Source organism: Pedobacter indicus, from assembly GCF_003449035.1.
GTDB classification, from domain to species: domain Bacteria; phylum Bacteroidota; class Bacteroidia; order Sphingobacteriales; family Sphingobacteriaceae; genus Albibacterium; species Albibacterium indicum.
In genome coordinates this window covers 1,028,841-1,049,376 of sequence record NZ_QRGB01000001.1, presented here as the reverse complement: position 1 = coordinate 1,049,376, position 20,536 = coordinate 1,028,841, and the positions used below count along the sequence as shown (strand labels likewise).

The 20,536-nt window shown below is 42.0% G+C and carries 16 protein-coding genes and 1 riboswitch; of the genes, 7 read left to right on the top strand and 9 right to left on the bottom strand.

What is annotated here, in order from left to right:
• Nucleotides 1-72: 72 nt before the first annotated feature.
• The gene (gene der, locus D3P12_RS04815; protein ID WP_118193936.1) at nt 73-1,374 is read left to right on the top strand and encodes a ribosome biogenesis GTPase Der; all 1,302 of its coding nucleotides are present in this window, start codon (nt 73-75) and stop codon (nt 1,372-1,374) included.
• 1 nt (nt 1,375) lies between these two features.
• On the opposite strand, the gene D3P12_RS04810 is transcribed toward der, so the two are convergent.
• Nucleotides 1,376-2,995 (bottom strand): S41 family peptidase, encoded by a 1,620-nt coding sequence (locus tag D3P12_RS04810; RefSeq protein WP_118193935.1) that lies wholly within the window; start codon nt 2,993-2,995, stop codon nt 1,376-1,378.
• A 146-nt stretch (nt 2,996-3,141) separates the two neighbouring features.
• Here D3P12_RS04810 and D3P12_RS04805 point away from each other — a divergent pair, with 146 nt between their 5' ends.
• The gene (locus tag D3P12_RS04805; RefSeq protein WP_118193934.1) at nt 3,142-3,708 is read left to right on the top strand and encodes a hypothetical protein; all 567 of its coding nucleotides are present in this window, start codon (nt 3,142-3,144) and stop codon (nt 3,706-3,708) included.
• Between the two features lie 16 nt (nt 3,709-3,724).
• Entirely contained in the window at nt 3,725-4,300 is a 576-nt protein-coding gene (locus D3P12_RS04800) for a DUF4833 domain-containing protein (RefSeq protein WP_118193933.1), read from the top strand.
• Here the strand turns inward: D3P12_RS04800 and D3P12_RS04795 are convergent.
• Entirely contained in the window at nt 4,275-5,435 is a 1,161-nt protein-coding gene (locus D3P12_RS04795) for a formylglycine-generating enzyme family protein (protein WP_118193932.1), read from the bottom strand. The genes D3P12_RS04800 and D3P12_RS04795 overlap by 26 nt on opposite strands.
• 135 nt (nt 5,436-5,570) lie before the next feature.
• Nucleotides 5,571-5,677: riboswitch (SAM riboswitch) on the top strand.
• Nucleotides 5,678-5,766: 89 nt separating this feature from the next.
• Between D3P12_RS04795 and metH the strand changes: the two genes are divergently transcribed.
• Genes metH through D3P12_RS04780 form a run of 3 tightly spaced genes read left to right on the top strand, consistent with a single transcriptional unit; the run spans nt 5,767 to nt 11,564 of the window.
• Nucleotides 5,767-9,462, top strand: coding sequence for a methionine synthase (metH, locus tag D3P12_RS04790; RefSeq protein WP_118193931.1), 3,696 nt, complete (start codon nt 5,767-5,769; stop codon nt 9,460-9,462).
• A 31-nt stretch (nt 9,463-9,493) separates the two neighbouring features.
• Nucleotides 9,494-10,453, top strand: coding sequence for a methylenetetrahydrofolate reductase [NAD(P)H] (metF, locus tag D3P12_RS04785; RefSeq protein WP_118193930.1), 960 nt, complete (start codon nt 9,494-9,496; stop codon nt 10,451-10,453).
• Nucleotides 10,454-10,463: 10 nt separating this feature from the next.
• Nucleotides 10,464-11,564: an Ldh family oxidoreductase gene (locus tag D3P12_RS04780; protein WP_262511128.1), complete on the top strand. Its 1,101-nt coding sequence runs from the start codon at nt 10,464-10,466 to the stop codon at nt 11,562-11,564.
• Here the strand turns inward: D3P12_RS04780 and lepB are convergent.
• From lepB to D3P12_RS04755, 5 genes are all read right to left on the bottom strand, one after another.
• Nucleotides 11,548-12,966, bottom strand: coding sequence for a signal peptidase I (gene lepB / locus D3P12_RS04775; protein WP_118193929.1), 1,419 nt, complete (start codon nt 12,964-12,966; stop codon nt 11,548-11,550). The two genes, D3P12_RS04780 and lepB, sit on opposite strands and share 17 nt — an antisense overlap.
• 15 nt (nt 12,967-12,981) lie before the next feature.
• A complete protein-coding gene (dapB, locus tag D3P12_RS04770) occupies nt 12,982-13,725 on the bottom strand; it encodes a 4-hydroxy-tetrahydrodipicolinate reductase (protein ID WP_118193928.1) in 744 nt (247 codons plus the stop codon).
• Between the two features lie 64 nt (nt 13,726-13,789).
• Nucleotides 13,790-14,482: a DUF5683 domain-containing protein gene (locus D3P12_RS04765; protein ID WP_157970249.1), complete on the bottom strand. Its 693-nt coding sequence runs from the start codon at nt 14,480-14,482 to the stop codon at nt 13,790-13,792.
• A 4-nt stretch (nt 14,483-14,486) separates the two neighbouring features.
• Nucleotides 14,487-15,416 (bottom strand): ParB/RepB/Spo0J family partition protein, encoded by a 930-nt coding sequence (locus tag D3P12_RS04760; protein ID WP_118193926.1) that lies wholly within the window; start codon nt 15,414-15,416, stop codon nt 14,487-14,489.
• 3 nt (nt 15,417-15,419) lie between these two features.
• Nucleotides 15,420-16,220, bottom strand: coding sequence for a ParA family protein (locus D3P12_RS04755; protein WP_118193925.1), 801 nt, complete (start codon nt 16,218-16,220; stop codon nt 15,420-15,422).
• Nucleotides 16,221-16,399: 179 nt separating this feature from the next.
• Here D3P12_RS04755 and D3P12_RS04750 point away from each other — a divergent pair, with 179 nt between their 5' ends.
• The gene (locus D3P12_RS04750) at nt 16,400-16,921 is read left to right on the top strand and encodes an NADPH-dependent FMN reductase (protein WP_118196969.1); all 522 of its coding nucleotides are present in this window, start codon (nt 16,400-16,402) and stop codon (nt 16,919-16,921) included.
• Between the two features lie 144 nt (nt 16,922-17,065).
• On the opposite strand, the gene D3P12_RS04745 is transcribed toward D3P12_RS04750, so the two are convergent.
• Nucleotides 17,066-19,108 (bottom strand): M16 family metallopeptidase, encoded by a 2,043-nt coding sequence (locus D3P12_RS04745; RefSeq protein WP_118196968.1) that lies wholly within the window; start codon nt 19,106-19,108, stop codon nt 17,066-17,068.
• Nucleotides 19,109-19,130: 22 nt separating this feature from the next.
• Nucleotides 19,131-20,480, bottom strand: coding sequence for a M16 family metallopeptidase (locus tag D3P12_RS04740; protein WP_118193924.1), 1,350 nt, complete (start codon nt 20,478-20,480; stop codon nt 19,131-19,133).
• Nucleotides 20,481-20,536: the final 56 nt, after the last annotated feature.

The following is a 20,536-nucleotide window of genomic DNA, read 5'->3' as shown; positions in this document are numbered from 1 at the left end:
GTATATACAGTCTGTATCTTACTTTTCTGTATCTTTGCAGAAATAGAGATACAGACTCTTTTATTTTGTACTATGTCAAATATTATCGCAATCGTAGGCCGTCCAAATGTCGGTAAATCCACATTTTACAATCGTTTAACTGAAAGCCGGAAAGCAATCGTTGATAACTTTAGTGGTGTTACACGTGATCGTCATTACGGACAAGGGGAATGGATTGGTAAGACGTTTACGGTTATTGATACCGGAGGTTATGTACATGGTTCGGATGATATTTACGAATCGGCAATTCGTGAGCAAGTACTTATCGCTATAGATGAAGCTTCAGTAATCCTTTTTATGGTTGATGTAACAACCGGCATTACTGACCTGGACGACGAGATGGCAAACCTATTGAGACGAAGCAAAAAGCCAGTTTTTGTTGTTGTGAACAAAGTGGATAATACCAATTTGCATATCGAGGCTGCTACATTCTATAGCCTGGGTTTAGGCGAGATTTACAATATATCTTCTATGACGGGTTCGGGAACAGGTGAGCTTCTAGACGAAGTAGTTAAACATCTGGAAGATCTTCCCGAAGAAGAAAGCACACTACCGAAGTACGCAATCGTAGGCCGACCGAATGTGGGTAAGTCTTCATTGACGAATGCGCTCGTTGGCGAAACAAGAAATATAGTTACTCCGAATGCGGGCACTACACGAGACTCTATTGCAATTCACTACAATCAATTCGGTCATGAATTTTTACTTATTGATACGGCTGGATTAAGAAAAAAAGGGAAAGTTCGGGAGGATATTGAATTTTACTCCGTTATGCGGACAATTAAAGCACTTGAGGAAGCCGATGTGGTCTTACTTATGCTCGACGCAACCGAGGGAATCGAGTCGCAAGATATCAACATATTCCACTTAGCTCAGAAAAACAAAAAAGGCATCGTCATTGTCGTCAACAAGTGGGATTTAATTGAGAAAACCCATAAAAGCACGAAGGAGTTTGAAGCACTTATCCGCGAAAGGATCGCGCCATTTACGGATGTGCCTATTATATTCACGTCTGTGACCGAAAAACAGCGGATTATGAAGGTGGTGGAGACAGCTGCAAAAGTTTACGAAAATAAAACGAAGAAAATTTCCACTTCGAAACTGAATGACGTAATGCTTCCTATTATCGAAAGTTATCCCCCTCCTGCTACCAAAGGAAAGTATATCAAAATTAAGTATATCACTCAGATCAGTGGAAAATCACCTATGTTTGCATTCTTCTGCAATCTGCCACAGTACGTAAAAGATCCTTATAAACGCTTTATTGAAAATAAACTGCGCGATAACTTCGGCTTTGAAGGCGTTCCGATTGATATTTTCTTCAGACAAAAATAGTTCAATTATTCAGGACTTGTAAGCTTCGCATAATAGTGGGGTCTTGATGGTTTCGAACTTTAAACCATGCTTCATTACCAAAGAAAAATTTACCCAATATTGCCTTCATATCACCTTCAATGATGCTACGCGACAAGTTGGACTCCGCTAAGCTAACGGAAACATTTTCTTCCCGTACAAAACGAATGAAATCCCGATACACAGTATTCGGAATTTCATAATCCTCTATAAAATTTTCTACAGCAAAAGAAGGTGGTGAGTCGATCATTCGATGGTAGATAAAGTTTCTTATTAAATCTTGCTCCTGAACGACATGATAAAACGGCGTTAGGCCTGTCGTATCCATGGGAACATAAATATCAGGCATAATGCCTCCTGATATGGTAATTAGCTTACCAGAACCGTTCTCATAAACATCACCGTCTGGACTGATCGAATCTGTTTGCTGGATCGACTGACTAGTCAGCTCGCCACTCAGAAAACGTTGGTTAAGCTCATTAAAGTAGTTAATATTTCCTCTTTTATAGGATTTCTGTATACTACGGCCCGAAGGGGTATAGTATTTTGCGACCGTAAGATTTAAAGCAGATCCGTCACCAAAATCAAACTGCTCTTGAACCAAACCTTTCCCATATGATCGCCGACCGATAATGACTCCCCGATGTAGATCTTGAACGGCACCAGCTACTATCTCACTTGATGATGCAGAATTTTCATCGATTAAAACAACTAAATCACCCTTTTCATATAAACCATTAGGAGTAGAATAATAGTCGGTTCGCTCTTCATTGGCTCCGTCGGTATAAACCAACAGACTATCAGGTGGAAAAAATTGATCCGCTACAGCTAAAGCAGAATAAAAGTATCCACCGCCATTCTCTCGAAGGTCTAAAATCAATTTGTCAAAATTATTCTTCTTTAAGGCTTTTAATGCAGCTTCAAACTCTTCTGAGGTATGCTCCCCAAAGCGTTTGATTTTAATATAAGCCGTGCGAGGCTGCATCATGTAAGCAGCGTCTATCGTGCTAACGTTAATCTTATCACGCTTAATCTGAATAGGGCTTTCAATCTCTTTTCCTGAACGACTGACCCAAACATTCAATGTAGTGCCCCGCTTGCCTCTCACTAAGTCAGAAATTTCCTGCCGACTTCGATTAGCACCAGCAATCAGAGAGTCATTAATCCAGATCAACTTATCACCTCGGAGTATTCCAGCCTTTTCTGCTGGACAATCACTAACCATACCCGTGACGATCAATGTATCATTAACAGAGAAATACTCAATACCAATACCATCGAAAGACCCTGAAAGATTTTCTGCAATTGCCTTGGCCTGACGAGGAGCTAGATAACTTGAATGTGGATCCAAACGCGTAAGCATTTCTGTTATTGCAGCATCCTGAAGCGTGTCTAGGACAACCTTTTCAACATATCTTTCTTGAATCAGCTGCAATGTTTTTTGTACCTTCCCTGTTTTATCCGTGAGACCTAAAGGAATAAAACTATTATTGCCTACTGTTTGATTTTCATCAGCATAATTTTGCCCCAAAAGAATTCCTATCGCCAAAACAACGGCGTACGCGAGCGCAAATAAAAGGTTCTTTTTAGTAGAGTTTTGCATAGACAACTATCAAACAAAAATAAGGTTTCTTCCCTGTAGTTTAATAAAAAACAAACAATACAACAAATAAAAGAAGAGTTTCCCTGTTATTATATATTTTCCTGAATAACAAAGAAAGTCAATTTATAATTTTAGTATCTTTAGGTATGCATGAAATTGAACCATTTTATCGTTGGCGGGATGATTATATATCATCAGAGGACGAACGTTCACCGTTCTATAACCAGGAATATAGCGAATTTGAATACGACAAAAAAGTATATAATTTTCTCTTACACCCACAATGGGATTATTTCGGATCAGACACACTTTATTTGAAAATTCTATACACAGATTATGAACAAGGCTTTGCGATTATCGAAATGATAGGCGAATGGAATGACGCGATTGACAATGATATCATGTTATTGAAACGCGAGGTAATCGACTTAATGCTTGCGGACGACATTACGAAATTTATTCTTATAGGGGAAAATATTCTCAACTTTCACAGCTCAGATGATAGCTATTACGAGGAGTGGTTTCAGGATGTCGATGACGGTTGGATTGTGGGAATTAACTTCCGACAACATGTTATTGAAGAATTTCGACAAGCCGATATTGATTATTTTATAAATTTTGGCGGGAATTTTGATGAATTAAGCTGGCGAGTATTAAAGCCTATTCAACTATTTCATACAGTTGAAAATAATATGCAGAACAGATTAACCTAAATTAATAATACTGCCTATGAGAATGATCGTCATTTTTTTATTCGTACTTATTGGACCTATGGTGATTGTTGAAGACAATTATGCGCAAGATCGAGGAGATGAAGCAATCGACCGATTAGTCGAAAAAGAAAGCTTACCTGTACCGAATGAGAGCAAACAGCTTTTTTATCTTCAACGGGACCCAAATACCAACACGGTTATTTACAGCGTAAATATGAAAGATGACGAAATCGACGAGAATCAACCCGTTAAAGCTCATTGGATCCGTTATGCAGAAGGCGGAAAGCGAACCAGCCTTAGCTTTGTCCAGCGCAAATTTGCATATGGAGTTCACCATACCAAAACGGGAGATCAGGAATATGATATACGGTTGCAAGCTTACAAAGACTTAGAAATTTCAGTAAGGTTTAATCCGAAAACGAATAAATATCAAGCCTATACGGCAGTCGACAACAAAGAAATTGTCCTTAAAAGAATTTTCGTCCGCATTGATGGAGGTTCCTATTTTAAACCCAATGTACAATATATAGAAGTTTTGGGTTATGACCCCACCAACAAGTCAAAAATCACCCACCGCTTTTCTCCGAAGTAGGTCGCTCCGGAGCAGGATCGTCACTTACACATCTAAAACCCAAATTATTCCCTGCACTACTCACCTCCCCTTTCCCTCTACTACCCGCAATGTAACGCTCGCAATACTGATCATTACAAAGGAATGATCCGCCACGCTGAACTCTTTTTACCATATTGGGTTCAGAAGGATCATAGCTATCGCTTGGCCCTTTCGGATTGTTTGCTGGACTGTTTTCGTAGTAATCAGGCCGATAGAAATCTGAGCACCATTCCCAAACATTTCCATCCATATCGTATATACCAATGGCATTCGCTGGGAATGACTTAACAGGTGCAGTGCCAACGAAACCATCCTCGCCTGTATCTTTCATTGGAAAGCTTCCCTGATAAATATTAGCTACCCATTGCCCTCCGGGTTTCATCGTATTTCCCCAATAATATTTATCATTTTCCCTCATAGCCCGAGCTGCAAATTCCCATTCTGCTTCAGTCGGCAACCGCTTACCTGCCCATTTTGCATAAGCCTCAGCATCTTCGTATGCAATATGAACGACAGGATGATCTTCGCGCCCTTCAAGTGTACTTCCAGGTCCTTCGGGATGACGCCAGCTGGCACCTGCCACATAGCTCCACCAGTTTGTATAATCATTAAGTGAGGGGTGATTAGCCGGAGGGGTAAAAACAGCTGAGCCGGGAACTAATAAATCGAGTGGCACTGTGGGAAAATCTTTAGGGTCGAGTGGTCGCTCTGCCACTGTCTGATAACCCGTTGCCTGCACAAAGCGCGAAAATTGTCTATTGGTTACTTCATGTTCATCCATCCAAAAACCATTGACATGTACCTCATGAAGCGGCTTGCTATCCGCAAACTCATTAGATCCCATTGTAAAAGTACCGCCTTGGATGTAAACCATATTGGCATTATCGGATCCCATGCCTTGGACAATTGGTGTAGCATTCGCAATAGCAGCTCCACGAGACGGCATTCCATCCGCAACACATTGATCGTGGTTATGCCCAACAGCTGTATGATCATGACCAACGTGCGAGCTGTCTTGACTATTCTCCCCTTGTTTGTTATCAGCCGTTTGATTACAGGCTGCCAAGGTAACAGCAAACAGTATATAGAAAGGTATTAGATATACTTTTATCATAACATTCAATGGAATTAACTCAATACGCTTCCAAATTAACAAAAATTGTTTAACTAAACCCGCATTTAGTTAATGATACCGAAATAGTATTCCGTTAAAATTGAAAATTATCAAAAATAATTAGCACCTTTGTCTTGCTTATAGAGAAAGACGGAGGGATTAGACCCGAAGAAGTCTTGGCAACCTGTACTTACAAGGTGCTACATTCTACCTGATTCTAGATATATCAGGAAAGATAAGCTGCGGAACTTCTCCCGCTCTTCCTCTAATAAAAAAGCATTTTATTTTACTTTCCTTAAAATACTGATATTAAGGATTTTGTTGTCAGAAAATGAGTATAAGAGAAGCGTTAAAAAAACGAATTTTAGTTATTGACGGTGCGATGGGAACGATGATTCAACGTCATAAATTGGATGAGAAGTCGTTTCGCGGAGAAAGATTTGCTGAACATCCATGTGATGTGCAAGGGAACAATGATCTGTTAAACATATCGCAGCCACAGATAATCGCCCAGATTCACGAAGAATACTTAAGGGTGGGTGCCGATATTATCGAAACAAACACATTCAGCTCTCAAAAGATATCGATGGCTGACTACCAGATGGAGGAACTGGTCTACGAACTAAACTTCGAAGGTGCCAGGATAGCAAAAGAAGCTGCATTAAAATTCACAACCACAGACCCATCCAAGCCTCGTTTCGTTGCCGGAGCGATCGGCCCTACCAACCGGACAGCATCGCTTTCGCCTGATGTAAATGATCCCGGTTTCAGAGCAGTCACATTTAACGGACTAGTGGATGCTTACTACGAACAAGTTCGTGGCTTAGTCGATGGAGGTGCGGATCTACTGCTTATCGAAACCATTTTTGATACGCTTAACGCAAAAGCGGCTATCTATGCTATAAAAAAATATCAAAAAGAACTCCATGAAAACGGGAAGTTAAATCGTGATAATCAACTGGAAATCATGATCTCAGGAACCATCACAGATGCTAGCGGGAGAACCTTATCAGGTCAGACCGTAGAAGCATTTCTGAATTCCTTAAGTCACGCCAATCCTTTGAGTATTGGCCTAAACTGTGCCTTGGGCGCTAAAGAGATGAGACCGCATATTGCGGAACTCGCCCAAAAGGCTCCGTTTTTTGTTTCCGCCTACCCAAACGCAGGTTTACCCAATGAATTTGGTGAATACGATGAACAAGCTCATGATACGGCTCACCTTTTAGATGATTTTATTCAAAATGGATTTGTCAATATCGTCGGAGGATGTTGTGGCACCACGCCCGAACACATAGCCTGCATTCTGGAAAGAGCCAGTAAAGGGAAGCCTCGAAAACCGCCAAAACCTGAGGCCTACTTACGACTTAGTGGCTTAGAGGCTGTGACAGTACAACCGGAAAGTCTGTTTATCAACATTGGAGAACGAACCAATATTACGGGTTCGCCCAAGTTCTCTAAACTCATCTTAAATGACAAATATGAAGAAGCGCTTGCCGTTGCCCGTCAGCAAGTTGAAGGTGGTGCTCAAATCATTGACGTTAATATGGACGAGGGAATGCTTGACTCCGAAAAGGCGATGGTCAAGTTCCTCAACTTGATAGCATCTGAACCTGACATTGCTAAGCTTCCGATCATGATCGATTCATCACGATGGTCGGTTATTCGTGCTGGATTACAATGTCTTCAAGGAAAAGGTATCGTTAATTCGATATCCCTAAAAGAGGGAGAGGAAGAGTTTCTCCAGCATGCACGTGAAGTCATGGATTACGGCGCTGCCGTCGTCGTCATGGCTTTCGATGAAACAGGCCAAGCTGATTCTTTTGAGCGCCGGATAGAAATCTGTGAGCGGTCATACAAATTATTGGTATCCATTGACTTCCCGCCCCAAGATATTATTTTTGATCCCAATATATTAACCGTTGCTACGGGTCTTGAAGAACATAACAATTATGCGGTTGATTTTATCAAAGCAACACGATGGATAAAAGAAAACCTTCCCCTCGTACATGTCAGCGGCGGTGTAAGTAACATCTCATTCTCTTTCCGTGGCAATAATGTTGTACGCGAGGCGATGCACTCAGCTTTCTTGTACCATGCGATAAAGGCTGGTCTTGACATGGGGATCGTTAATGCAGGGATGCTGGAGGTTTATGAAGAAATTGATCCGACTCTTCTCGTTCACATCGAAGACGTTCTATTGAATCGTCGTGATGATGCAACAGAAAGGATGGTTGACTTCGCCGAAACTATTAAAAGCAAGGGGAAGACGGTTGAGAAATCAGAAGAATGGAGAAAAGGCACCGTACAAGAACGCCTATCTCATGCTTTGGTAAAGGGTATTATTGATTATCTGGACAATGATGTTGAAGAAGCACGATTGGCATATGATAAACCGTTAGAAGTTATTGAAGGGCCGCTAATGGACGGGATGAATGTCGTTGGTGACTTATTTGGCTCCGGAAAGATGTTCCTACCCCAGGTAGTTAAATCTGCGCGGGTAATGAAGAAAGCAGTAGCTTATCTACTTCCGTTTATCGAAGCTGAGAAGCTAAAAAACGAAGATCAATCCGAAAGGAAGAATGCAGGGAAGATTGTGATGGCAACCGTTAAGGGTGATGTCCATGATATCGGCAAAAACATCGTGGCTGTAGTGCTTGCCTGCAATAACTTTGAGGTCATCGACTTAGGAGTCATGGTACCGGCACAAAAAATAATCGATGAAGCGATTGCGCAGAATGCGGATATTATAGGACTTAGCGGACTCATCACACCGTCACTAGATGAAATGGCCAATTTCGGAAAAGAAGCTGATCGAAATGGGTTGAAGCTCCCGCTTATTATCGGCGGTGCAACAACCTCACGGATTCATACAGCCGTAAAAATAGCCCCTAATTATTCTGGGCCAACTGTCCACGTACTTGACGCATCAAGAAGTGTAAGCGTTTGTACCAATCTGCTGAATGCGGCCACTAAAGATGAGTATATCAAAACTGTTCATGAAGATTATACGAAAACACGCGAAGCACATTTACAAAAACGATCTGACAAGCGTTATGTAAGTATTGAAGAAGCAAGAAAAAACAGGTTCCAAACGGACTGGATGGACTACGTGCCACCAAAACCGACATTTTTTGGAACAAAAGTATTTAATAATTTTTCATTTGAAGAGCTCGAACCTTATATAGATTGGACTCCATTCTTCCATACATGGGAGCTGCGAGGACGCTATCCGAGGATATTAACAGACAAAGTAGTCGGGGTAGAAGCAACTAAATTATTCGACGACGCTAAAAAAATGCTAAGAAACCTGGTGGATAATAATCTCCTCACGGCAAATGGTGTAATCGGTTTCTGGCCAGCTAATAATATTGGCGACGACATCGAGCTTTACACGGATGATTCAAGAACTGAAGTTCTCACAAGGATTCATACGTTGAGACAGCAATCTGAAAAAGTTCCTGGCGAACCACATTATGCTTTGTCGGATTTTGTAGCACCAAAAGATAGCGGTCGCGCCGATTACTGGGGAGGATTCGCCGTTACCAGTGGTATCGGCTGTGATGAACTGGTAAAAGAATATGAAAAAAACCATGACGATTACAATGCCATCATGGTCAAAGCCTTAGCAGATCGTTTTGCTGAAGCTTTTGCTGAGAAAATGCACGAAATGGTACGTAAAGAGTTTTGGGGGTATTCTAGAGAAGAGGAATTCACAAATGAAGAACTGATTAAGGAAAAATACGACGGTATCCGCCCCGCACCGGGCTACCCTGCATGTCCTGACCATACTGAGAAAAGGACGTTATTCGACCTTCTTAACGCCGAAGAAAACGCGGGCATCCACTTAACAGAGAGCTTCGCAATGTACCCGACAGCAGCTGTGAGTGGTTTTTACTTCTCGCACCCTCATTCGCGCTACTTCGGACTAGGAAAAATAGCCAAAGACCAAGTTGAGGATTATGCTATTCGCAAAGGAGCCGACTTAGAAACAGCCGAGAAGTGGCTCAGTCCGAACCTATCGTATTAAAATTTATCAACACGACACAATTGACATATTAATGAAAATAACTGAACATATTCGAAACGCAAAAGGGAAAACATTATTTTCGTTTGAACTGCTCCCTCCGGTTAAAGGGCAGAGCATCCAAAACATCTACAATACCATTGACCCTTTGATGGAGTTCAACCCACCATTTATTGATGTTACCTATCATCGAGAAGACTATATATACAAGGAGCAACCGGGCGGATTACTGCAAAAGGTGGCCTATAGAAAGCGCCCTGGAACAGTGGCCATCTGTGCTGCCATCATGAACAAATATAAGGTAGATGCCGTGCCGCATCTGATCTGCGGGGGGTTCACGAAAGAAGAAACTGAAAACGCTTTGATTGACCTGCAATTTCTAGGAATTGATAATGTTTTGGTACTCCGCGGTGACCCCAGACAAACAGAGAAAACCTTCTACCCGACGCCAGGTGGACATGAATATGCGTCAGACCTACTACAACATGTCGTTGATATGAACCATGGCAAGTACCTCCATGAAAACATTGACGTTGCAACTGATCAAAATACATTTTGTATTGGCGTAGCCGGCTATCCTGAAAAACATTTTGAATCACCGAATATGGAAACAGATTTCAGGTATTTAAAAAAGAAAATTGACTTGGGCGCCGACTTTATTGTCACTCAAATGTTTTTCGATAATGAGAAATACAGATGCTTTGTTGAGAAATGCAGAGAATATGAAATCAATGTTCCGATCATTCCTGGTTTAAAACCCATCACAAGTTCAAAACAACTTATATCTTTGCCAAAAACATTTCATCTCGACTTCCCGCTCGAGCTGAGCGAAGCTGTCAGAGCCTGCAAATCTGAGAAAGAGGTGAAAGAGCTCGGAATCGAATGGCTGATTAATCAAAGCAAAGAGCTGATCAAGATGGGGGCACCTGTTTTACATTTCTATACAATGGGAAACCCAGAACCAACAAAACGAGTTGCGGAAGCTGTATTTTAAACCAAACCGTGTGGAAACGAAAGAACTTAGACGAATTGACGAACATAAACTGCGAAAATTTACGCAAGATGTATTCCTATCTATGGGCTGTTCGCAGCAAGATGCCCAGTTAGCGGCAGATGTCCTATTAAAAGCCGACCTGCGAGGGATAGACTCTCATGGTGTAGCGCGACTGATTGGGTACGTCCGGTTATGGGATAAAGGCCGCATAAACCCAAGCCCACAGATCAAGATTATACATGAAACACCAAGTACAGCCACGGTGGATGGAGACGCAGGATTAGGGCTCGTTGTTGCTCCGCACGCTATGAATATCGCTCTGGAAAAGGCTGACAAAGTTGGTTCCGGCTGGGTCTCTGTAAAGAATTCCAATCATTTCGGGATTGCAGGGTACCATGCCCTGATGGCTATCGAAAAGGATATGATCGGCATGGCAATGACCAATGCTAGCCCTCTGGTAGCACCAACGTTTTCAAAGGAACGGATGCTTGGAACCAACCCGATATGCTACACATTCCCAGCAGGTAAATATCCTCCAATTGTTGTCGATATGGCGACATCTACCGCAGCTAACGGAAAGCTGGAAGTAGCTCAACGAAAACATTTACCGATTCCTTCTGGATGGGTACAAACAAAAGAAGGACAAAATTCGCTTGATGCCGGCGAACTAAAAAATGGTGGTTCACTATTACCCCTTGGTGGTGACCGTGAACATGGAAGCCATAAAGGTTTTGGTCTAAGTTCAGCAGTCGATATTTTCTCAGCAGTACTATCTGGCGCCAGCTATGGGCCGTGGGCGCCCCCATTTGTTGCATTCCTTGAACCTGCTAAAGACCAACCCGGACAAGGACTCGGTCATTTTTTAGGAGCTTGGCGTGTTGATGGATTCAGACCGGTTGAAGATTATAAGCAAAATATAGATCAGTGGATTGAACGTTTTAAAGCAGCAGAACGAATCAGCGAAAACCAATCAGTGATTATACCCGGTGAACCGGAAAACCTCGCTGAGCAGGCAAACCGTCGTGAAGGCATTCCACTAGTCGATGCAGTTATTAATGACCTAAATAGTTTGGCAGATCGTTTTAAGCTCCAACCTATTCGATTTTCATAAAAATCCGATTCCAGCGAACTTTATCAAAGAAGCTTCCCACCTCATCTAAGCTCAGCCAAACAAATAGAGCTTTACCTACAATGTGGTCCTCGGGAACAAAGCCCCATAAGCGGGAGTCCGCAGAGCTATGTCTATTATCACCCATCATCCAGTAGTAATCCATTTGGAACGTATAGCTGTCGGCCTTCTCTGAGTTAATATAGTAGCCATCCGCACGTTGCTCAAAGGTGTTACCTTCATAATCTGTAATAATTTGCTCGTATAAGGGGACGGTAGTACTGTCCAGTGCAACGGTCCATCCCTTTTCTGGTACCACAATGGGTCCAAAATTATCCACATTCCACGGAAAATCGGGATTATGAGGAAAAACCTGTCCATCAAACGCGTTCAACGGAGCGATATTAGGCTTTACGGCTTCCACATTAGCCCAAGAAGAGATGGTTTCAGCCTGCTTGTCCGTCATAGTAAAAACATATTCGGTTTCCGATTGGCGTAAGCCTTCAATCCGCATATCAAATAATGTTTGCGGGTTCAAATCAGTTCCATTCGTTTTTACATAATAACTCGTTTGACTCTCTGGTGGGTTCACTTCTGCTTGCCCATTCACATATACTTTAGAGTCAATGATCCGAAGTGAATCGCCCGGGATAGCAATGCACCGTTTGATATAGTTTTCACGTTTATCTACCGGACGACTCAATGGAGGCAGTCCATCTGGCGGGTAGTTAAAAACCACCACATCGTTTCTTTCAATTTTTTCAAATCCCGGAAGGCGTTTATAATCCAATTTGATACCCTCCCAATAAGCCTTTCCGCCAGTAGGTAACGTATGATGTGAAAAAGGAAATGCTACAGGCGTCATTGGGACACGAGGACCGTAATTGACCTTGCTAACAAAAATAAAATCACCGACCAAAAGACTTTTCTCCATGGAGCCAGTCGGAATCATGTATGCTTCTATCAAAAAGCCACGAATCAGCGTAGCAGCAACCACAGCGAAAATAATCGCATCTGCCCATTCTCTAGTTACTGTCTTTTTGTAAGGGTATTTCTCTTTAAACTCGGCAGTGTTTGATTTGCCCCAATATGTTGTTTTTGTGTCTGTTCCCCATAATGGAAATACTACGAAAGGTAACAAAATTGTCCCGGCATGTTCTAAGAAAGAACGTTTGCCAAAACTTTTCACAAAATCCACATAAATCGTAATAGCGATAAAAATATTTACAATCGGTATCAGCAACAGGATGAGCCACCATGCAGGCCGACCAGTTAGTTGCGCAATGATATATTCACGGTAAAAGGGGATAAGTGATTCCCATCCAGGTCTACCCGCTTTAACGAACATCTTCCATAGTCCGAAATGAACCAAAACAAGGAGGATGATACAAATTACATAACTCATCTATTTTTTTGTTTTTTAAAGATCGAATTTAAACATTTCTTTCACATTGAAAAAGCCTGTTTTATCCTGCAGCCACTCCGCAGCAATTACCGCACCTAAAGCAAAACCAGACCTGCTGTGAGCAGTGTGCTTAAACTCAATTTGGTCTACTTCAGAGCTGTACAGCACTGTATGGGTTCCAGGTACATCTTCTAATCGGTGTGATTCAATCAACAACTGATCATTTTTTGGAATTACTTCTCCTTCTTCACCAACAATATTATTTACCCAACTCTTTTTCACCTCACTGTTTTCAAGGATGCCTTCTGCAATCGTAATAGCTGTACCGCTTGGAGCATCCAGTTTTTGCGTATGGTGAATCTCTTCAACCTGCACATCATATTGCTTGAATGGTTGGATCGCCTTTGCTAATAGCTTATTAATATAAAAGAAAATGTTAACGCCAACACTAAAATTAGAACCGTACAGCAAGGAATGTTCTCCCGCCTCGCAGGTTTCCCGTATTTCTTCGATCCGGTCATACCAGCCAGTCGTCCCAACAACGACTGGCACCCGAGCGTCAAAACACAGCTTAATATTATCTAATACAGAGTCAGGCGTACTAAAGTCAATAGCCACGTCAACCCCCTCGAAATCGTCGACACGAATACTCTCGCGATTATTTTCATCGATAATAAGGGTAACTTCATGATCCCTATCGTGGGCGATCCGTTCGATAATCTGCCCCATTTTCCCGTACCCGATTAAAGCAATATTCATAATCTATATTGAATTGATTAATAATCGCAATATACGATAATATCCTTTTTTTTAAATTAAAACATCAATGAATTGTAATAGCCATTTTTAAGCCGAAAGTGGGTGTTCGCGAAGCATAAAAACCTTGCGGTTGTTGTACAAATGGATCAATACGAAAGCTTAAGTCATCATCGATATCATATCGAAACATTTTTGCATCTACATAAGCGTCTACCAAATTTAGTGCATACAGTCCCAGTCCTACCAAAATAGTCAGATCTCTATTTCGACGATAAAAATCTTTCGCCTGAATCACCCACTCCTGATTAGCCCCGGCATACTTTTCATGTAGGTACTGGTCATTATGCGTTATCCGATACTGGGCTTCCGCGAGCATCTCCTTATAATTTGTTTGGTTAAAGTCATAGGTAAGCACCAACCCAACAATCCCACCATAAATAATGGGCACTTTCCACCAGCGCTTATTAGTTAACTGCCCCCATCCGGGTATAATCGCCGAACGGGTTACTGCCACCCGGGTCATGCGCTCTAACGCCAGACGTGTTGAATCTTTATACACAGAAGGCTCTTCCTCCTTTTTTTTCTTCCGTCTGGTTTTTTCTACGTTTGCATCGGTTGGTAAATTAGTGGTATCCTGCATGTTCAGGCTATCAGTCGAAATGCGTTCTACTTCCTGACGCAAAGAGTCAGGGGTCTGTGCCTGCAAATCAACAACCGAACAAGCAAGCAATAATAGAAATGCAAGGCAATACCGCATTATTTTACCAGTCTAATAGTTCCAGGATACGATTCAGGTCGTCTTCAGAGTTAAATGGGATCTGAATTGACCCTTTCCCTTTATCAGCATTAACATTCAACTTAACACGCGTTGCAAATTTCGTCGCCAGATCATCTTCGATTTTCTGAAACTGGAATGAATGTCCTTTTGCTTTTTTCTTATTGGTTGAAGGCTTCTCTTCTTGCAACGTGCGGACAAGCTCTTCTACTTTCCGAACCGACAAACCTTTGTTTAATATCTCCTGATGTATAAAAAGCTGCTTCTCAACTTCCGGCACACTGATCAGTGCACGCGCATGTCCCATACTGATTTGGTTGTCACGGATCGATGCTTGTATGCTCGGTGGCAATTTTAGTAGACGCAGATAGTTAGTCACCGTTGATCTGTTTTTACTAACCCGCTCACCCAGTTCATCCTGCCGCAAGTTACATTCGTCTATCATGCGTTGGAAACTTAATGCCACCTCAATAGCATTTAGGTTCTCCCGCTGGATATTTTCGATCAGAGCCATCTCCAACATCTGCTGATCATCCGCCGTCCGAATGTAAGCTGGTATCTCCTTAAGCCCGGCAATTTTTGATGCCCGCAACCTCCGCTCACCGGAAATGAGTTGATAGGAATTTGAAGACATCCGTCGCACCGTAATAGGTTGGATCAAACCTTGCAACTTTATAGACTCAGCGAGTTCCTCCAATGCCTGGGCATCAAAGTCTGTCCGCGGCTGAAAAGGGTTGATCTCAATTTCCGATATTTTAACATGACCGATAGAGCCCGTAGACGACCCACGGGTCGGGCTTTGCGACGCATATTCCGCAGATACCGACTGTTCATCCTGTTCGTGTCGCCGATTATCGTTATCATTCAACAAAGCACTAAGTCCTTTTCCTAATCCTGTTTTTCTTTGCTGTGCCATATATTAATTAACCACCTTTGATTGATCCTCTATTTTCCTTAAGCCATTTTTGAGCAAGACTTCCCTTGCTAAATTAAGGTAGTTTATCGCCCCTTTCGAGTTCGCATCATGCATAATCACCGAGACACCAAAACTCGGAGCTTCACTTAGACGCGTATTCCGCTGAATGATCGTATCAAAAACCAAATCGTTAAAATGCGAGCGCACCTCTTCAACCACTTGATTCGATAACCGCAGTCGCACATCATACATCGTCAGCAAAATACCTTCAATCTCCAGATCGACATTCAAACGATTTTGAACTATTTTAATCGTATTTAACAGTTTCCCCAACCCCTCCAATGCAAAATACTCACACTGTACCGGAATAATTACAGAATTGGCAGCCGTAAGCGCATTAATGGTAATCAGACCCAACGAAGGGGAACAGTCAATAATAATAAAATCATACTCCTCTTTCACCTGATCCAGGATGCCTTTCATTTTAAACTCACGGTCCGGCAAATTGATCATTTCTATTTCCGCACCAACAAGGTCTATATGTGCCGGCAAAAGATCCAAATTAGGCGTTTCGGTCGAGCAAATCGCTTCGGCTGCAGGAACATCATTAATAATACATTCGTAAATGCTATTCTTGATCGTACGGGGGTCATAGCCTATGCCAGATGTAGAATTAGCCTGTGGATCAGCGTCGACCAGTAGAGTCCGATATTCCAAAACAGCTAAACTAGCGGCTAAATTTATTGAAGAAGTCGTTTTCCCTACTCCACCTTTCTGATTGGCTAGTGCGATTATTTTACCCATAAATGTAATTTTCCCTACTATAGCTTCTTTTGTTCAAGACCAAAATTATTTAATTCCAATAACTTAAAACTAGCTAATATGATTAACTTCGCTTTAATAGCAATTATTATTTCGCTAAGATACAAAAATTAAAATTTTAACTTCTTTTCTTGGCGGCTATGTTATACACAATTGATAATATGATTACGATAATTTCTGGAACAAATAGACCCAATAGCAACACGTTAAAATTAGCACGATATTACCAAAAACAACTATCAAAATGGGGAGTGGAAAGCACCCTATTATCTCTCGAAACCCTGCCTCCTAACCTTCTTGTTTCGGATCTTTATGGCGCTAGAAGCGACGAGTTTAAAGAAATACTCAACATCATCAATGCGACCGAAAAATTTCTATTTATCATTCCCGAGTATAATGGAAGCTATCCGGGAGCGCTGAAAGTCTTTATTGACGCTTGCGAATTCCCCGCAAGCTTCTACCATAAAAAGGCGGCTTTAGTCGGTCATTCCAGCGGTAAATATGGAAATATTCGTGGCGTCGATCATTTTACCGGTGTCTGCCATTATATGCAGATGCACGTGATGCCGCTGAAGATCCACATTCCTTACATTCGTCAGGAATTCGATGAGAATGGGAATCTTTTCAAAGAGGATACGGTGAAGTTTACGCAAATGCAGATCGAAGCCTTTGCCAGTTTCTAAAGCAAGATACATTGGGAATATCTTGTCCTACTTTCTAGGCGATTTACCTCCTGATTGATTGCTATTCCATCCCTATTTTTGCTCGAAAATAGGGATGGAATAGGGAATCAATTGCATTTCAATTGGCTAAAATGTAAACCAAGTCTAATTCAAATCCGCTTCCGTCAGTTGTGGGTTCACCTCCACACTCGTCATGCTCATCTGAATTGCCGTAGGTAATTGCGGTGTTTTTACGCTCAACGTAGAGGGCATCTTAATACCGTCAAAATCTTTATAGGTTCCGTATTCGATTTCACCGGCGATTGCGCTTTCAGTTTTTACTTTAAGACCGCTTTCTACATCGAAGTAGTCAGTCGTTTTAACAGAACCATTTTCTATAAGAACTTTATAGGCATCCTTTCCATTAACCTGCGTTATTCCATCCAAGGTCAACTTCACACCTTGTTCCTGGTAGGTCAACTCAGGGAAGATCAACTTGGAGGCTTTCATAGCCTCATGCATCTCAGCTGGCATCTCTTGTTCTTGCCCCATGGCTGAAGCCGTTGTTTTCTCCGCGGTAGATTTCATCTTCGAAACCTCCTGACCTCCCATAAATGTCCGTTGCACAAGGATCTGCTTATCTTTATCAATGACAGCAACTTGCGAAATTTTCATTCCTTGAATTTCGCCTTCACCGGTTTGTCGCAACGTTTTAACTGATTGAAGTTTTTCCTTCCCACCAATGCTCTCAATATATTTAGAAATAACGCCATCTACAGTAACATCTGCACTTACGGCCTTCTTCTCCTCCGGATAACCTTCTTTGGTATATCGCTTTACTTCTCCGAACTGAGCAACCTGATCTTCAAACTCCCCTACGTTGCCTACGATAACCAAATAAGCATTATTCGGCTTGATGTATTTCAAAGCAATTTCATTCGCTTCCGAAACACTCACTCCATTCAGGTTCTTTAAATAGTTTTTATAGTAGTCTTTCGGCAAATCATATATCTCTGTATTCAGCGCAAAGCTAGCGATCGTCGAAGGACTCTCGAGCGAGCGACCGAAACTACCCGTTAAATACGCTTTCGCTGCATCGAGCTCCTCTTCGGTGATTGATTTTTTAGTCATCCGGTCTAATTCATAAAAGAACTGGTAAGCGGCACTGTCAGTTACCTCAGTCCGAACGCTGGCATCGGCTGAAAAAGATCCGATGATCTCATCCGGACTTAATGAAGCATACGCCCCATACGTATAGCCTTTTGCTTCTCTCAAGTTCATAAACAAACGCGATGAAGAACCGCCACCCAGTACATAAGACATTAAGCTGGCCGCTATCCGATTTGGGTTGTTATGCTGCATTTCCACAGGGTAAGCAACTGAAATCAAAGATTGGACACTGCTTGGACGGTCTACTAAAATAACCTGGTTAGATGCAGGTCCTTGAACAGCCTCCCATTCGTGCGTTGGAACCTCGCCTTTCTCCCAGTTACTGAAGTATTTCTTAACTAGCTTTTCAGCCTCTGGTTTGGTAATATCACCTACAATCGCCAAATAAGCTATGTTTGGTTTAAAATAGGTGTTATAATAATCTTTAATATCTCCTACCTCTACGGTGGCTACGGTTTCTTCGGTAGCGGCTTCACCGTAAGGGTGATCTTTTCCATATATTACTGCACTTTCCACCACAGACGCGATTGCGCTTGGATCATCTTTAGCGGCTGCTAAGCCTGAAATGGTTTGTTTCTTGATTTTATCAAGCTCAACCTGTGGAAAACTTGGCTTGAACAATACCGCCGAGAATAGCTCTAACAAGCGCTCTTGATGTTTTGTCAAAGATGAGGCACTGGCGGACGTAGAAGATACGTTGATCCGCGCACCGATCTGGTCAATTGCTTCATCCAACTGCTCTTTACTCAGATCTTGCGTACCGCTCATCATTAACTCGCCGACCATGCCAACATAACCAGCTTTGTCACCTTCAAAAACGGGATCTCTATCCAATACCAAAGAGAAGGTTACACGCGGCAATTTATGATTTTCAACAACAAAAACCTTTAATCCATTTGGAAGAGTAAATGTTTCGGCATCACCGATATTAATCGTAGGTGCTGGTCCTGGTTCAGGGTACTGACTGCGATCTACCTGGGCAAAGGCAGTACCGGAAATAACCAGAAAAAAGAATATATATAAACTAAGTTTTTTCATCGTATGCATATTTTTTAATTTCCTAATTGTTAGCTGCCTCTTGAGGTTCTGCAGATTTCGGCAAGTAATGTAAAACCACTCGCCCTTCTTTACCAAAATACTCTTTAGCAACCCTTTGCAAATCTTCCCGTTTCACCTTATTGTATTTCTCCATTTGGTGGTTCACCTCATCGGCGTCGCCGAAATAAACTTTACTTTCAGCCAGGTTTTGTGCAATTCCTGCTACGGATGCATTTTGTGAAACAACCGCATTTTCCACCTGAGCTAACAGCTTCTGGAAATCTTTTTCAGAAACACCTTCTCTTTTTACGCGCTCGATCTCATTATCAATACTCGCTTCTAACGAATCGACGTCAACACCCATATTAGCGATCCCATATAGTAAAAATACACCTCCATCTTCGAGTGTTAAAGGAATAGCCATCACTGCAAGTGCCTTTTGCTGTTTATCAACCAACTCCTTGGTCATTAAAGAACTCTTCCCACCAGTCAAGTAAGTTGATAACATGTCTAGTGCGTAAGCATCAGGATGATCTTTTCTCGGCAAGTTATAGGCTTCAATTACGGCAGGAAGCTGAATATTATCATACACAATGTCTCGGATCTCTTTGTTCCTTCTCGGTTCCGTTACATTCGGACGAGGAATTTCTTTGGTTCCTTTCGGAATTTCCGAGAAATACTTCTTCACCCAGTCTTCTGTTTGTTTATAATCTAAGTCGCCTGCAATACTTAACACGGCGTTGTTTGGCACATAAAAAGTTTTATAAAAATCAATAAACTCACCTAATTTCGCTGCGTTTAGATGCTCCATCGAACCAATGGGAGGCCATTGGTAAGGGTGCTCATGATATGCCCGTTTTAAGACTTCGGGCAATATGGTACCATATGGCTGGTTTTCGTAGCGCTGCCTTCTCTCTTCTTTTACCACCTCACGTTGTGTGTTAACACCTACCGTATCAATCTTTGCCTGCAACATCCGCTCGCTCTCCATATACAAAGCTGTTTCAAGATGATTGGACGGAACCACCTCATAATAATAAGTCTGGTCGCTGGAAGTAAAAGCATTCAGAGTTCCTCCAATCGCTTGAATTTTCTTCATGTACTCTCCTCTACCTATATTTTCGGTGCCTTCGAACAATAAATGCTCGAAGAAATGCGCGAAGCCTGTCCTTTCTGGGTTCTCGTTTTTTGAGCCGACATGGTACAAAACAGATACGGCCACAATCGGTGTCGAGTTGTCCTGGTGCAAGATAACACGCAAACCATTATCAAGCGTAAACTCCTTAAATTCAATCTCATTCTGGGCCTGGGCACTCAATCCCGTCCCAAGGAATATGATCCCTAAGGCATAACCTAGTAGTTTGTTCTTCATTTAATGTAATCTTTATGTTTTCGGTACTGTGCAAAATATGGTTTTTAGACCAACGA